Here is a 14,531-nt window from a genome sequence, read left to right as displayed (position 1 = left end):
GTGGTCGTCTCTCGCCGTTTCAAGGAACCGCGTCAGACATGGGTCCGAGCTGGCACGGCGCAAGCCTGTCGCAGGAATTATTTCCTCGCCACCCCGGGGCAGAACCCGGGGTCAGCCTCCGGGGTTGGGCGGCCTCTAGGGCAGGAGCAGGATCGCGACCGGGATCACCGTTCCGGCGAGCAGCGACCAGCGCGCGACGGTCTTCAGCCGGCCCATCGTCACGCCCATCCAGACGCCCAGCAGGGTCGACAGGAAGAGGCCGACCGAGACCAGGACGAAGAACCACTGGAGCAGGGTCTTCGAGAGCGGGGTGGCGGGCGTCTCGGCCTCACGCGGCGCAGCGACCCCGGCCGGGCGCGCGGGCTCGGGCCGGGGCGCCCGGGGCGCGCGCATGGCGAAGACCTGATCCTTGTGCACACGGCCCAGCTTCTCGATCAGCGGCGCTGGCGTATAGCCGGGCTGGCTTTCCTGCAGCCGGAAGATCTGCAGCCCCCCGGTCACCGCGAACATCAGAATCGAGGGCGCGATGACCATGCCGACGACCGTGTGGATCTGGCGCGCCAGCATGGGCCAGGCGATCGGCCGCGGCGTTGGTTTCAGGCTCATGATGGTTCCGTTTCCGACCTGGAAGCATATCCAGTCCGGATCTTAGACGGACCTCACGCGGGATTCCGTCGCTGCTGCATCGCGCCGGTCATAGGAATGAAGAAGACGCCCACGTCGCGTCGGCTGCGAACCCGGCCGTCGGCGTCCTTGGTGTAGACGTAGAGGACCTGACCGCGGCGGAAGGGCTGGCCGATCGGGATGATCAGCTTGCCGCCCGGCTTGAGCTGGCGGAACAACTCGGGCGGGGCATATTGGGCCACGCAGGTCAGCATGATGGTGTCGAAACCCTCGGTCACCTCGGGCCAGCCGAAATAGCCATCGCCGACCCGGCCGTGGACATTGTCATAGCCGAGCGGGGCCCAGATCTTCCCGACCGCCTCGCCGATCGGCTGGATGATCTCGATGGTGTAGGCGTCGCGGACGATGCGGCTCAGCAGGGACGACTGGAAGCCCGAGCCGGTGCCGATCTCGAGCGTCACGTCGGTCGGCTTGGGGGCCGCCAGCTGGGTCATATAGGCCTGACCCAGATAGTCGGAGAGGACCGAGCCGTGGCCGATGGCCCAGGGCTTGGGATTCGCCTCATAGGCCTGATACGCGGTCGAGGCGTCCGAGGCGTAGGCGTAATGGAAATACTCGCGCGGCAGGCTTTCGAAGGCCTGGAGCACGTTCGGATCGTGGGCGCCGAAACGGCCGTCGAGATAGGTCTTGATGCGTTCGATGGCGGCGGGCTTTCGCGCCTGGATCTCCTCGAACTGGGCCTCGGTGATCGCGTGCGGGCGGCCCGACGCCGACATGGCGGCATTGAACCGGGCGAAGGTCCAGGGCTCCGTCGGCATACGGACGGTCGCGGAAACGGCCGAGGCTTCACCGGCGGCGGCCGCAGTCGGGGCTGCGGGCGCGGCCGCCCCTGCCCCGCCCGCCGCCTGGGTCGGATTGAGGCGGGCCTGGACGGACTTCATCGTGTTCTCGTCGCAGGCCGCCAGCCCGGTCAGGGTCGCGGCGCCCGCGGCGGTCAGCAGGGTGCGGCGGTCCATCATCATGCGATCTGGGGTCATGCGGGGCTCGTCTGGCTCTGGACAGGCTGGCCCGGGCCAGTCTGTTCCGGGAAGGGGTCAAGGCGGGCGGGTTCAGGGTCGGGCAGGTCGGCGAAGGGATTGGTCGGGACGGCGGGCTCGAACACCGGAACGGTCTTTCGCACCGCCGCGGCGACCGGCAGGACGAGGAAGGCGATCGCGTACAGGCCGGCCGCCACGATCAGCAGGGACGAGAAGCCGACATCGCGGCTCATCAGATTGGCGAGGGGCGTGGCGACCACGGAGAAGGCACCGTTCAGCCCCCAGGCCCAGGGCAGGGCCCGGCCGTCGCCGACCTGGATCAGGCCGAGCGGGAAGGGCAGACCGAGCGCCAGCGACACGGGCGCAGCGGCAAGGATGACCAGTCCGGCCTTCACGACCCAGGGCTGGTCGAGGGTGCGCATCATGAAGTCCTCGGCGCCGACCAGCATGGCGCCGATCCAGCCGAGGACCACTATAAGGCCGATCAGGGAGGCGACCTTGGGCATGCGTGCACACAGGCCGGCGATCATGCTGCCGAGGCCCGAGAAGATCAGCATGGCCGTCAGGACCAGGGCGAAGGCCGACGAGTAGTCGTTGAGATAGAAGGCCGCCTTGTCGATCAGGAAGATCTCGACCAGCAGGAAGCCGAGGCCCAGTGCCGGGAAATAGAGGGCGGGCCAGAGTCTGGCCTTCTCCTTCACCCCGCCCGCCCGGCGGCGGAACAGGGCGGGAGCGGCCAGCACCAGAAGGGCGATGACGATGGCCTGACCGAGGACGGCGATGTTCACCAGGGCACCGATCTCGGCCTGTGGCAGGACCTCGAGCCGCTTGATCAGTGTGTCGAGGCGTTCGAGGCGCAGGGACGAATAGAAGGCGGGCCGGTCGAGCGTGGCGGGGCGGACGTGGAAAGCTTGCGACGACGGCGACGGGCGGCCGGCGAGGACAGCGGCGACCTCGTTGGCGATGGCGTCGTCTGGACCGTCGGAGGTCATCTGGCCCGTCTCGAACGAGACGCTCGGCAGGTCGTTGAACAGGGTCGCGCGGGCGGCGCCCACGTCCATGCCCGGGCGCCAGGAGACGTCGAAGGACCGGGCGGCGCACCAGGCCTGAAGCGCGGCCACGTCTGCGGCCGACCAGGCTGTGGGGCTGATCAGGATGCGGGCGTTCCAGGCGGAGCGATAGATCAGGACGTGGTCGGACGGATCGCCGATCCCTTTGGCCAGCAGGGCCTCACGGGCGGTCGAGAGGACGCGCAGGGCATAGACGGGGAAGTCGCGGATGGAGACCGAGATCGACACGGTGCCGCCCGGCTTGAGCGCGGCGAGATAGGCGGCCAGGGCCTCTTCGGTGACGCCTGTGACGTTGGCGGGGGCCGCGTCCACGAAGTCGGCGGAGACGTCGATGATGTCATAGCTGTCAGGACCCGCGCGCCAGGCGGCGGCGATCGGACCTCCGTCCAGCAGGGTGACCCTGGCGTCCTGGGCGAGCGCGGGGGACGGGCCCAGACCGGCGACGAGGGCGTGGCGCAGGACGGGCTCGCCCTCGACCCCGTCGACGCGGGCGGCGCCGAGCGTCAGGGCCTCGGCGACGCGATAGCCACCGGACAGGCCGACGAGCAGGACGGCCGGAGACTGGCGCAGGGCGTAGGGGGCGGCGCTGAGGGCGCTCGGCGCATAGGCGGCGTTGAGGGGGCCGGCCTTCGGCAGGGAGGCGATGCGGTTGCCGTCGCGATACAGGCCATAGGTCGAGGGCGGACCGGCAATCCCCATCAGCCCCGCGTTGTTGGAGACGTCGGCGTCGACCCGTTCGGTGAAATTCTCGAGCAGAAGATAGTGGCCGCGCGGCTGGCGGATCTCGGCGACAACGGCCGCGCCCGGGGTGTTGAGCGGGGCGTAGATGGCCTTGAACTCGGAGAAGGCCGGGGGCGCGCCGAGGAACAGGATGGCCTCGCCCCCGATCAGCGCGACCCCGGCGAGCCCGATGCCCAGCCCGCGGAACCGGCCCGGCTGAAACACCGGGGCAAGGGCCAGCGGGATCAGCAGGACGGGGGCCAGAAGGAAGGGGTGGACGACGAACATCAGCCCCAGGGCCAGGGCCGCGCCGAGCCCTGCGCCGATCAGGTCGTACCCGTACACCCGTCCGATCTCCCGATGGTTCAGGACGAAGATCAGGCTGATGTAGAGGCCGGCGAGGAAGAAGAAGGGCAGGAGGGCTGCGTAGTAGAGGCCGATGTTCTTCACCTGATCGGGCCAGGTGGTCGGGTTCTGGAGCTGCAGCGGGTTGAACGGATTGGCCGTGACCTGCTGGTATCCGACCGCTGCGGCGATCACCATGGCGGCGGGCAAAAGCGTCCGCAGGATCACGCCGTGCCGGGCGACACTGTCGCGGAACAGGGCGACCACCACGCCGGACAGGGCGAACCCGGCCATGACGATGGAGATGATCCAGTAGCCGTACTCCGACCATTTCGCGACGGCGAAGTACCGGGTCAGGGCATTCTCGATCCCGACCACACCCATGGCGATCAGGAACAGCGGGATCAGGGCCGCGCGGGTCTTGCCCGCAAGATCGGGGGCGGCGGTCAATGGACCGTCCTCGCCACCCGGGTGTCGAGGAAGTCCTGCAGCAGGGCGTTGAACCGTTCCGGCTCATCGACGAACAGGGCGTGGCCCGCGTCCTCGAACACGGTCATGGAGGCATCCGGGTGGGTGCGGACCAGGTTTTCGCCCTGCTCGCGCCAACGCGGCCGGACGACATAGAGGACCGGCCGATCGGTGGCGTGGACGGCGGCGCGCCAGTATTCGCGCGGCACATCGTAGGCCAGCAGACGGCGCTCATCCTCCACGCTCATCCGCAAGGCCTGATCGGTCAGGCGGGCGCGATAGTCCGCCCCCGGATCACGGGCGAACATGGAGGCGACGAACGCGGTCCGGCGCTCTCTGCGTTCCGGCGGCGTGGGTTCGGGCGGCGGCGCGGCGGAGCGCTGTGCTGCGGGCGCTGCGCGAGGCGCCGGCTCCTCGCCGATGGAGTTGTCGATCAGGACGAGGCCGGCGATCCTGTCGGCCCCGCCGTCGGCGACCCAGGCCAGGCTGTCGAGCACACCGAGAGACCAGCCGACGAGGACGACATTGCCGACGGCGGCATGGTCGATCAGTTCGCCGATATCGCGGCCACGACGCTCATGGGTATAGCCGAAGCGGGTGACCTCGCTCTCGCCCTGGCCGCGCGGGTCGAGGGCGAGGACGTGGTAGCGATCGGACAGGGCCTCGATCTGGGCTTCGAAGATCCAGGCGGGCATAGTCCAGCCGGGCACGAAGACCACGGTCCGGGCCCCGCTAGGACCCGCCTCCAGGTAGTGGAGGCGGGCCCCGTCGGAAGTGATGAAGCTGCGGCTTTCCGCCTCGACCGTACCCCCCGATACAGTCGTCGCACTCGCGATAACGGCTCCGCCCAGCACGCCGACCATGGCCGCCCGTGTCCATGCCGGCAGGGTCAGAAATCCGTTACGCCCCATCGGGCGGCATGTGACGCAGACCTGCGTTCGATGTCGACAGGGTTCGCCGGTAACGGGAGCGATAGGGTTAAGAGCGTGGCCCGAACGGCACGACCTTGTTGTCGCGATCGTGGGCGATATCGGCGAGGCCGAGCCAGGGGATGCCGGAGCGTTCGCACCAGAACTGGACGATCTGTTCGCCGGTCAGGCCGAATTCCGGCTCGTTGACCGTGACGTCGGTGAAGCGGCCGGCGCGGATGCCAGCGACGCGGCGGATCGAGGGCTGGCTGGTCAGGTGGAACATCATCCGGTCGATCCGGTAGGCGGCCTCGGACACGTCCTCCAGCATCAGGACATGGCCGGTCAGGTCGGGCTCCAGCGGCGTGCCCAGCAGCTGGTCGAGGACGGTCAGGTTGAAGGCGACGGCCGGGCGGGGGTCGGTGAGCAACGATGGCTCCAGCCCCTCGGTCTCGCCCTTGCGCAGCCAGTTCAGGGAGCGGAAGCCGGTCGGGTCGTTGCGCACTCCGTCCGAGGCCATCGGGCCGTGGGCGACCTGGAAGCCGTTCTTGTAGAGAATAGCCAGCATCGAACCGACGTCGGAATAACCGATGTACCGCTTGGTCCGGGCGACATCGGTCAGGCGCGGTATGACGGCCTCGGCGATGCGGCAAGAGCCGTAGCCGCCACGGGCGAACCAGATGTGATCCAGACGCGGGTCGTTGGCGAACTCAACGAAGGCGTCGGCGCGGGCCGCGTCATCGCCGGCGAAATGGCCGGATTTGTCGAAGCTGTTGGGGTGGAAGGCGACGGTGACCTCGCCCGTCGGGAATTTGAGATCGAACCAGGCCTGGATGGCCTCGGCGCGCTCCTTCGCGAAACGGGACGAGACGGCGACGACCCCGATCTTCATTCTTGTGTTCCCTCCCCGGCTTCTCCTCTTTAGTCACCGGACCATGAGCGAACCATCCTATTTCTTCTGCGGCATCGGCGGGTCGGGCATGCTGCCTCTGGCCATGATCGTCCAGGCGCGGGGCGCGGCGATCGAGGGGTCCGACCGGGCGCTGGACCAGGGCCGGACGCCGGAGAAGTTCGACTGGCTGCGCGCACACGGCGTCGTGCTGCACCCCCAGGACGGATCGGGCGTGCGCAGCGGACAGACCGTGGTCGCGACCGGGGCGGTCGAGGACACGGTGCCGGACATCGGGGCGGCGAAGCGGGTCGGAGCCGAGATCGTGACCCGGCCGCAGTTGCTGAGCCAAATCTTCAATGCGGCGCCGACGTCCGTGGGCGTGGCGGGGACCAGCGGCAAGTCGACGATCACCGGCATGATCGCCTGGATCCTGAACCAGGCCGGCCGCGAACCGACGGTCATGAACGGGGCGGTGATGCGCAATTTCGCCGACGCGGACCATCCGTTCGCCAGCGCCCTGGTCGGCGGGGCGGACCTGTTCGTGGCCGAGGTGGATGAGTCGGATGGGTCCATCGCCCGCTACGATCCGACGGTGGCGGTAGTGTCGAACATCTCGCTCGACCACAAGTCGATGGAGGAGCTGCGCGACCTGTTCGGTGGCTTCACCGGGCGGGCGCGGACGGCGGTGCTGAACCTCGACAACGTCGAGACGGCGGCGTTGGCCCAGACGATGGTCGACGACGGCCGGGCGGAGGCGGTCCTGACCTTCGCCCTGGGCAATGAGGCGGCGGACTATGCCGTGCATGACCTCAAACCCCTGCCCGCCGGCATGACCTTCGACCTTACGGAGCGGTCCAGCGGGACGCGGATCGCCGCGACCCTGAACGTGCCCGGCGCGCACAATGTCGCCAACGCCCTGGCGGCCCTGGGCGCGGTGCGGGCGCTGGGCGTGCCACTGGAAGCGGCGGTGACGTCGCTGGAGAGCTTCGCCGGGATCAAGAGGCGGATGGAGGTCGTGGGCACGGCGAACGGGATCACCGTGCTCGACGACTTCGCCCACAACCCGGACAAGATCGCCGCGACGGTCAAGACGCTGCACGCCTTCGACGGGCGGCTGCTGATCCTGTTCCAGCCGCACGGGTTCGGGCCGCTGAAGCTGATGAAGCGGGAGTTCATCGAGACCTTCGCCGGCCTGCTGAAGCCCGACGACGTCCTGCTGATGCCTGAGCCCGTCTACTACGGCGGCACGACGGATCGCAGCGTCGGATCAGAGGACATCGCCTCGGGCGTCCGGGCCGAGGGCCGCAACGCCGAGGCCCTGCACGACCGCGCGGCCTGCGGCGACCGGATCGTGGAACTGGCGAAACCGGGCGACCGGATCATCGTCATGGGGGCGCGGGACGACACGTTGTCGACCTTCGCGGCGGAGCTTCTGGGCCGGCTGGGCGCTTAGGCCCGCATGATCCAGGACCTGCCCGCCGACCTTCCCGACATCGTCGTCACCGCCGCGCGGCTGCCGCCCGCCGCCGGAGATGCGGCCTTCTCCGTGATCCGGCTCGACGAGCGGGTGCTGGGCCGGGCGACGCGGATCGATGAGGCCTTGCAGACCGTGCCGGCGGTCAGTCTGTTCCGGCGGACCTCCAGTCTCGCGGCGAATCCGACGACCCAGGGGATTTCGCTGAGGGCCATCGCGCCGTCGGGGGCCGGGCGGACACTAGTGACCCTGGACGGCGTGCCGCTGAACGATCCGTTCGGAGGCTGGGTGCTGTGGTCCCAGGTGGCGCCGGAGAGCCTGTCGGGCCTCGACATCATTCGCGGCGCGGGGGCCGGTCCCTATGGGGCGGGCGCCCTGACGGGCGTGATCCAGATGCGCGAGCGGGACACGGACGGTGGAGCGCTGGACGTCTCGGGCGGCCAGTACGGTGGCCAGAGGATGGCGGCGGCGACGACGCTGAGCGCCGGCCGGTTCGCCCTGACCGGAACAGTGCAGCGGGAGCTGAGCGACGGCTACACGCCGGTGCGCGGGTCAGCGGCAGGTGCGGTCGACACGCCGCTGGACCTGGCGACGTTGAGCGGATCGTTGCGGGCCGACGTGGCGATCAGCGACGCCACCGCCCTGTCGCTGCGCGCCTCGGCCTATGAGGAGGATCGCGGGTCCGGGCTGGCCGGGGCGCGGTCGTCGGCGACGGGCCAGAGTTATGCGGCGACCGTGTCCCGCACGCCCTCGGCCGGGCAGCCGGGCTGGCGGGCGCAGGTGTGGCGGCGGGAGAGCGACTTCTCCAACACCTCGGTCGCGGTGGCCGCCGGGCGCGGATCGACGACGCCGGCCAACAACCAGTTCGCGACCCCGGCCAAGGGCTGGGGCGCCAATGTCGCCGTGCGCCGGGTCACCGTCGATCTGGGCGGCGGCCTTCTGGAATGGGAGCTGGGCGGCGACGCCCGGTTCAACGAGGGCGAGACGCAGGAACTGTTCCGCTACCTGGCAGGAGCCTTCACGCGGGACCGGGTCGCGGGCGGTGAGACCTCGGTGATCGGGGCCTATGGCGAGGCGTCGTGGACGGCCGGGCCGTGGCTGGTCGCGGGCGGGCTCAGGCTCGACGGCTGGGAGAATTCGAACGGGCGACGGATCGAGCGCGATCGGACGACGGGCCTGCCGACGCTGGACGAGCGTTCGCCGGACCGTTCGGGCGGGGTCATCTCTGCGAGGCTGGCGATGCGACGCGATCTCGGCGGCGGGCTCGCGGCACGGGCGGCGGCCTATTCCGGGTTCCGGCCGGCGACGCTGAACGAGCTGCATCGGCCGTTCCGGGTCGGCAACGACCTGACCGAGGCCAATGCCGGGCTGGTTCCGGAGGAACTGCAGGGCGTCGAGGCCGGCCTGGCCTGGGAGACCGATACAACGTCCGTGGACGGAACGGTCTTCTGGAACCGGATCGAGGACGCCATCGTCAACGTCACCATCGGCGTCGGCCCCGGGACCTTCCCGAGGGCGGGCTTCGTGCCGGCGGGCGGGGTGCTGAGGCAGCGTCAGAACGCGGGGATGATCGAGGCGGTCGGGATCGAGCTGACTGCGAAACACCGGGTCGGGGAGCGGCTGTCGTTCGACGGGGCCCTGTCCTGGACGGATGCGGAGGTCGACGGCGGGGCGTCGGCGGCGCGGCTGACAGGCCTGCGGCCGACCCAGGCGCCGGAGTGGAGCGTGTCGGCGGGGGCGGACTGGCGCGTCCTGGATAGGCTGACCCTGGTCGGTCGGGTCCGGTACGAGGGCACGCGGTTCGAGGACGACCTGAACAGCCGCGTTCTGGAAGCGGCGACGACGATGGATGCACGGGCCGAGTTCGAGGTGCGGACCGGGGTGATCGCCTGGGTCGCGGCCGACAACCTGTTCGACGCCGAGGTCGAGGTCTCCGAAACCGGCGACGGGGTGGCGGGATACGGGCCGCCCCGGACCGTTCGGGCGGGTCTGACGCTGAGCTGGTAGGCCGTCAGACCTCGGACCAGCGGCGCAGCAGGTTGTGATAGACGCCCGTCAGTTCGAGGACGGCCTGATCGGCGGGCCCCTTGTCGACCGCCACGCGTTGGGTCGCGACATCGAGCTGGAACAGGGTCTCACGCGCGGCGTCGTCGCGGACCAGGCTCTGGAGCCAGAAAAAGGACGAGACGCGGGCGCCACGGGTGACGGGCGTGACCCGGTGCAGGCTCTTCGACGGATAGAGGACCATGTCTCCGGCCGGAAGTTTGACCGTCTGGGGTCCGTAGGCCTCCTCGATGGTCAGCTCACCGCCGTCATAGTCCGAAGGCTCGGAGAGGAAGAGGGTCGCGGACAGGTCGGAGCGGATGCGCAGACCGGACGGATGGACACGGATGGCGTTGTCGACGTGAGCCGCGAAGGCCTGACCGCCCTCGTAGCGGTTGAACAGCGGCGGAAACACCGTGTGCGGAAGGGCCGCCGAGACAAACATCGGATTGGCGGCCAGGGTCTGTTCGATCAGGGTGCCGACCTCGCGCGCCTGGGGTGACTCCTGGGGCAGCTGGGTATTGTTCTTGGCGCGGGCCGACTGGTGGCCCGAGGTGACGTTGCCGTCGGTCCAGGGACCGGCGTCGAGGATCGCACGCAGACGGGCGACCTCCTCCTTGCTGAAGACTTCAGGGATGTGCAGCAGCAAGGACGGGGTCTCCGGCGGATGGTCTTAGAAGCGCAGGTTCAGCGCCAGGGTGGCCGAGCGGGCCGGCGCGACATCGGCGTGATGAACCCCGTTGGTGCGGATGATGTACTCTTCATCGCCCGCATTCTGCACGTTCAGTTGCAGGGTGGCGCGGTCGGTCAGGTCCCAGGCCGCGAACAGATCCACGCGGGTGTATTGCGGGGCGTAGATGCGGTTGGCGCCGCCGCCGGCCCCGCCCTGGTTCCCGCCGAAGCTGGTCGAGACATAGTAGAGACCGCCGCCGGCCGAGAGGCGGTCGGTGACATTGTAGGTCGAGAACAGGCTGAACGAATGCTCGGGCGTATTGGCCAGGGGGTCGCCCTGGTTGATGTTGTTGAAGGCGCCGCGAACCAGTTCGGACTCCATCCAGGTATAGCCGCCGAACACCTGCCATCGGGTGGTGATATTGCCTGAGGCGCCGAGCTCGATGCCCTGGACCTCGACCTCGCCGACCTGGGCGTAGACGCCGGTCGCGATCTGGATCTGGGCGTCCTCGCGGGTCAGTTTGAAGGCCGCAGCCGACAGCAGGAGCTGCTGGCGGAAGAGGCTGAGCTTGCCGCCGATCTCGTAGCTGGTGGTCTCTTCCGGCTCGAGCAGGACATTGACGAGGTTGCCGGTACCCTGGCCGTTGCCCGCATTCTGGTCGCCGGCGGCAATGGTCGGAGGCGTCGATGAGGTGGACCAGCTGGCATAGATCGAGGCGTTGCGGCCGGGCTTGTAGACCACGCCGACCTGGTAGTTGACGAAATCCCAGTCGCCGTTGCGCGGGGTGTAGACGGGGGCCGCGATCGTCCCGGTCGCGTCCGTGCCCTCGACCGAATACTGATCGTAGCGGACGCCGAGGTTGACGATCCACCGCTCGCCGATGGCGATGGAGTCGAAGGCGTAGAGGCCGACCGTCTCGGCCAGATTGGTCGAGACCACGCCCTTGACGATCGTGCCGGTCCACGGGTCCGACGGGTCGGGGGCGTACAAAGGGGTGCAGTCCAGGCCGGTCAGCGGGGCCGGGCAGGCCGAGCCTGACAGGGTGGTGACGGTCCAGGACGCGTTGTTGTTGCGCTCACGGCTGATCTCGACGCCCACGTCGTAGGAATGGGTCAGGCCGCCGACGGAGACCGTGCCGAAGATGTCGGTGACGTTCGACAGCGTCTTCGTCGGGTTCCAGCGCGACTTCAGGCCCCGCTTCATCCAGTAGACGCCGTTGACCAGGGCGACGCCGTTGTTGGTGATATTGCCGCCGTCGCCGGGATTGGTGACGACATAGTCGTTCAGGTTTTCGGAATATCGGGTGACGTTGCGGATCGTGACCGCGTCCGAAAGCCGCTTCCGGAAATCCAGGGTGAGGGCGTCGGTCTCGCCGGTCAGATAGTCACGTGCGGTCAAGCCGTAGAAGCTGTCGTAGGGTACGTCGAGCACGCCCGACGGCGTAGTGCGCACCCCGATCTTGGTGAACAGGGGGATGCCGTAGTCGGGCATCGAGTTGGCCGTCAAATGGTAGTAGCTGGCCGTCAGACTGGTGTCCGTGCCGAGGCCGATCCCGGCCGAGACCAGCAGGCCCCACTTGTCATAGTCGACCGCCTCGCGGCCGGGGACGTCGCCCTGGGCGCCCATGAGGTTGATGCGCAGGGCGGCCGTCTCGCCCAGAGGCGCGTTCCAGTCGACTGTGCCGCGCAGATAGCCGTCCGTGCCGCCGCCAAGGGAGACGTTGGTGAAGGGTTCCAGGTGCGGGCGCTTGGTCGAGAGGTTGATCGAGCCCCCGCCCGAGCCGCGGCCCGAATAGACCGAGTCCGGGCCCTTGATGACCTCGACCTGTTCGAGGGCGAAGACCTCGCGCTGCTGGCCGCCGGTGTCGCGGATGCCGTCGAGGAAGACGTTGTTGGCCGAGGCCTGGCCGCGGATGAAGGGGCGATCCGCCAGGGGCTGACCGCCCTCGCCTGCGCCGAAAGTGATGCCCGGCGAGGTTCGCAGAAGGTCCTGCAGGGAGGTGGCGCCGGTCTGTTCGATGACCTGCCGCGGGATCACGGTGACGGCGCGGGGCGTGTCAACCACGGCTGCGGTGAACCGGGGCGAGGCCGGCTGGCGATGGACACGACGGCCCTCGACATCGACGGTTTCCAGGGTGGAGGTCCGGGCCTGGAGCGCATCGGTCGCCGGATCCACAGGGACGACCGCCTCTGGCTCTGCGGCGTACGCAGGCGCGGCGCACAGCATTCCGGCGGCGGTGGAGGCGCTGAGGAGGGCGCGGAGAGCGTTGGCGTTGGGGAGAGACAATGCGGCGGTCCGGTGTTGAAACTGCGATGCGGTCGCAATAACACCCCGGCACTGCCGATCAAGCCAATTTGCGAATTGGTCGCATTTTCATTCGCAGAACAGCAGACGGGAACTCCCTCTCCCAGAGGGAGAGGGCTTGAGGCTCGCAGGGCGGAGCGATGCGCCAGCCGAAAGGGTGAGGGGTTCGGTGCGGACCGGTGGGGGCACGCCCCTCGCCCTTTCGCACAAGAACGACGGCTATCGCCGCCGTGTGCTCAAGCCCTCTCCCACCGGGAGAGGAAAGACTATCCCACCACCGAAATACTGGGTCGCACGGCGGGGACCGGTTCCAGCCAGGGCGGATCCGGCATGTTGCGATGGGCCTGGGCGAGGGCTTCGGACCAGCGGCGGCCGAGGTCCTTGAAATACGGGTCGTCGGCCTCGATGCGGCGCTGGTCGCCGTGCAGGGCATCGCGCGGAATGACGATCATGTCGAACGGCGGACCGACGGCGATGTTCGAACGGATGGTCGAATCGAAGCTGATCAGCCCCAGCTTGACCGCCTCGGACATCGGGGTCTCGGGGCGCAGGGCGCGGTCCAGAATGGGCTTGCCGTATTTGAGCTCGCCGATCTGGAGATAGGGGGTGTCGGCCCCGCACTCGATGAAGTTGCCCTGGGCGTAGATCAGGTACAGACCCATCCTGCCGCCCTTGATCTGGCCGCCGAGGAGCATGGAGGCGGTGATCTTCAGGGCGTCGGCCTCGACGGTCGGCTGCAGATCCTGGCGGACCTGATTGAGGCAGTAGCCGACCAGCTGGGCCGCGCGGAACAGGGTCGGGCAGGTCTGAAGGGTTTCCGGCACATCGTGGCCGGGCATGCGCACGCCCTCGGTCACCATGGCCAGGGCCGTCTGGGTCACCGACAGGTTGCCGGCGGTGGCGATGGAGATGACGCGGTCGCCGGTGATCTCGGTGACGTGCAGCTTCTTGTAGGAGGAGATGTTGTCCACACCGGCGTTCGTGCGGGTGTCGGCGATCATCGCCAGACCCTCCTCCACCATCATGCCGACGCAGTAAGTCATATGATCAGATCAGGCCCGAAGCCCGATCCCCACCGAATGAAGGGATGACGTTAACAGATTCGAGAATCAAGACGAGGTTAACGGCGTTCATGACCAGCCCTGCGACTGCTGTTGCTGCTGGGTCTGTTGCATCTGGCGCACACGCAGGGCCACCGTCATGGTCTCGCGTCCGCCGCCGTAGCTGGTGCCCCGGATCGGAGAGGCGCCGAGGGCGTCCAGACCGCAGGCGACACGGACATAGTGTTCGGTCGGGCTGATGCCGTTGGCGGCGTCGAAGCCGACCCAGCCCAGATTTTCAACCCAGGCCTCGGCCCAGGCATGGGCGGCGTCCTGGTTCTCGATCCCGTCGGACCGGTGCAGGTGGCCGGAGACATAGCGGGCCGGGATGCCCATGCGGCGGGCGGCCGCGATGAAGATCTGGGCGTGGTCCTGGCATACGCCCTGGCGCTGGGCCCAGGCGTCGGCGGCGGTGTGATCGGCGGTGGTGGCCCCGACCATGAAGGCGACCTGCCCATGGATCGCGGCCATCAGACGGTGCAGGCGGGACAGGGCGTCGCCCTGGGCGCCGACGTCTTCAGCAAGAGCGCGAAGGGCCTCGTCGGCATGGGTCAGGGGGGTGTCGCGCAGGAAAACCAGGGGCGACAGACGCTCGGGCGACCCGCGCAGGACCCCGCCAGTATCGACGGTCGCCACCTCGCCCGTCACCCGGACCATCAGGCTCTCGGTCGGGCGCTCGGTATAGAGGGTGTGGACGATGTTGCCGAAGGCGTCTTCCGAGCGGCGCAGATGGGCGTCGACATCGGTCTCGATGCGCCAGTCGCGGACCTGCTGGCCCTCGGTCGAGCGCGGCGTCAGGCGCAGGACCTGGACGATGAACCGGGCGGCGCGGTCATAGGCGTAGCGGGTTTCGTGATCGATCCGGATACGCAT

11 protein-coding genes are annotated in these 14,531 nt (G+C 68.8%); 2 read left to right on the top strand and 9 right to left on the bottom strand.

Annotated elements, in window-relative coordinates; all coding sequences use genetic code 11:
* Positions 1-135: 135 nt before the first annotated feature.
* The 5 genes from Q0044_RS12775 to Q0044_RS12755 all read right to left on the bottom strand — a co-directional run bounded on the left by Q0044_RS12775 (position 136) and on the right by Q0044_RS12755 (position 6,064).
* Positions 136-606, bottom strand: a complete 471-nt coding sequence (locus Q0044_RS12775) for a hypothetical protein (RefSeq protein WP_298162751.1) — start codon at positions 604-606, stop codon at positions 136-138.
* 53 nt (positions 607-659) lie between these two features.
* On the bottom strand, positions 660-1,661 hold the full coding sequence (locus tag Q0044_RS12770; protein WP_298162750.1) for a protein-L-isoaspartate O-methyltransferase family protein: 1,002 nt from the start codon (positions 1,659-1,661) through the stop codon (positions 660-662).
* Entirely contained in the window at positions 1,658-4,246 is a 2,589-nt protein-coding gene (locus Q0044_RS12765; protein ID WP_298162748.1) for a hypothetical protein, read from the bottom strand. The genes Q0044_RS12770 and Q0044_RS12765 overlap by 4 nt, the downstream gene beginning before the upstream one ends.
* Complete coding sequence (locus Q0044_RS12760; RefSeq protein ID WP_298162746.1) at positions 4,243-5,175, bottom strand: alpha/beta fold hydrolase; 933 nt, start codon at positions 5,173-5,175, stop codon at positions 4,243-4,245. The genes Q0044_RS12765 and Q0044_RS12760 overlap by 4 nt, the downstream gene beginning before the upstream one ends.
* A 67-nt stretch (positions 5,176-5,242) precedes the next feature.
* Entirely contained in the window at positions 5,243-6,064 is an 822-nt protein-coding gene (locus tag Q0044_RS12755) for an LD-carboxypeptidase (protein ID WP_298162744.1), read from the bottom strand.
* A 43-nt stretch (positions 6,065-6,107) separates the two neighbouring features.
* Here Q0044_RS12755 and Q0044_RS12750 point away from each other — a divergent pair, with 43 nt between their 5' ends.
* The gene (locus tag Q0044_RS12750) at positions 6,108-7,517 is read left to right on the top strand and encodes a UDP-N-acetylmuramate--L-alanine ligase (RefSeq protein ID WP_298162741.1); all 1,410 of its coding nucleotides are present in this window, start codon (positions 6,108-6,110) and stop codon (positions 7,515-7,517) included.
* A 6-nt stretch (positions 7,518-7,523) separates the two neighbouring features.
* The gene (locus Q0044_RS12745) at positions 7,524-9,545 is read left to right on the top strand and encodes a TonB-dependent receptor (RefSeq protein ID WP_298162739.1); all 2,022 of its coding nucleotides are present in this window, start codon (positions 7,524-7,526) and stop codon (positions 9,543-9,545) included.
* Positions 9,546-9,549: 4 nt separating this feature from the next.
* Here the strand turns inward: Q0044_RS12745 and Q0044_RS12740 are convergent, their stop codons facing one another.
* From Q0044_RS12740 to Q0044_RS12725, 4 genes are all read right to left on the bottom strand, one after another.
* Positions 9,550-10,230: a Fe2+-dependent dioxygenase gene (locus tag Q0044_RS12740; protein ID WP_298162737.1), complete on the bottom strand. Its 681-nt coding sequence runs from the start codon at positions 10,228-10,230 to the stop codon at positions 9,550-9,552.
* A gap of 24 nt (positions 10,231-10,254) precedes the next feature.
* The gene (locus Q0044_RS12735) at positions 10,255-12,480 is read right to left on the bottom strand and encodes a TonB-dependent receptor (protein ID WP_524536178.1); all 2,226 of its coding nucleotides are present in this window, start codon (positions 12,478-12,480) and stop codon (positions 10,255-10,257) included.
* A 344-nt stretch (positions 12,481-12,824) separates the two neighbouring features.
* Positions 12,825-13,601: a proteasome-type protease gene (locus Q0044_RS12730; protein ID WP_298162732.1), complete on the bottom strand. Its 777-nt coding sequence runs from the start codon at positions 13,599-13,601 to the stop codon at positions 12,825-12,827.
* Positions 13,602-13,688: 87 nt separating this feature from the next.
* Positions 13,689-14,531 carry a transglutaminase family protein gene (locus Q0044_RS12725; RefSeq protein WP_298162730.1) on the bottom strand — a complete coding sequence of 281 codons (843 nt, stop codon included), beginning with the start codon at positions 14,529-14,531 and terminating at the stop codon, positions 13,689-13,691.

Origin of the sequence: Brevundimonas sp. (assembly GCF_027484365.1) — a bacterium.
GTDB lineage: Bacteria > Pseudomonadota > Alphaproteobacteria > Caulobacterales > Caulobacteraceae > Brevundimonas.
The sequence above is the reverse complement of the archived record's forward strand: the minus strand, read 5'-3'. Positions and strand labels throughout refer to the sequence as shown.

Excerpts from the sequence above, each read along its gene's own strand:
- Q0044_RS12775 (WP_298162751.1), bottom strand. The coding sequence starts at position 606 with ATGAGCCTGAAACCAACGCCGCGGCCGATCGCCTGGCCCATGCTGGCG.
- Q0044_RS12770 (WP_298162750.1), bottom strand. The coding sequence starts at position 1,661 with ATGACCCCAGATCGCATGATGATGGACCGCCGCACCCTGCTGACCGCC.
- Q0044_RS12760 (WP_298162746.1), bottom strand. The coding sequence starts at position 5,175 with ATGGGGCGTAACGGATTTCTGACCCTGCCGGCATGGACACGGGCGGCC.
- Q0044_RS12755 (WP_298162744.1), bottom strand. The coding sequence starts at position 6,064 with ATGAAGATCGGGGTCGTCGCCGTCTCGTCCCGTTTCGCGAAGGAGCGC.
- Q0044_RS12750 (WP_298162741.1), top strand. The coding sequence starts at position 6,108 with ATGAGCGAACCATCCTATTTCTTCTGCGGCATCGGCGGGTCGGGCATG.
- Q0044_RS12745 (WP_298162739.1), top strand. The coding sequence starts at position 7,524 with ATGATCCAGGACCTGCCCGCCGACCTTCCCGACATCGTCGTCACCGCC.
- Q0044_RS12735 (WP_524536178.1), bottom strand. The coding sequence starts at position 12,480 with ATGCTGTGCGCCGCGCCTGCGTACGCCGCAGAGCCAGAGGCGGTCGTC.
- Q0044_RS12730 (WP_298162732.1), bottom strand. The coding sequence starts at position 13,601 with ATGACTTACTGCGTCGGCATGATGGTGGAGGAGGGTCTGGCGATGATC.
- Q0044_RS12725 (WP_298162730.1), bottom strand. The coding sequence starts at position 14,531 with ATGCGTATCCGGATCGATCACGAAACCCGCTACGCCTATGACCGCGCC.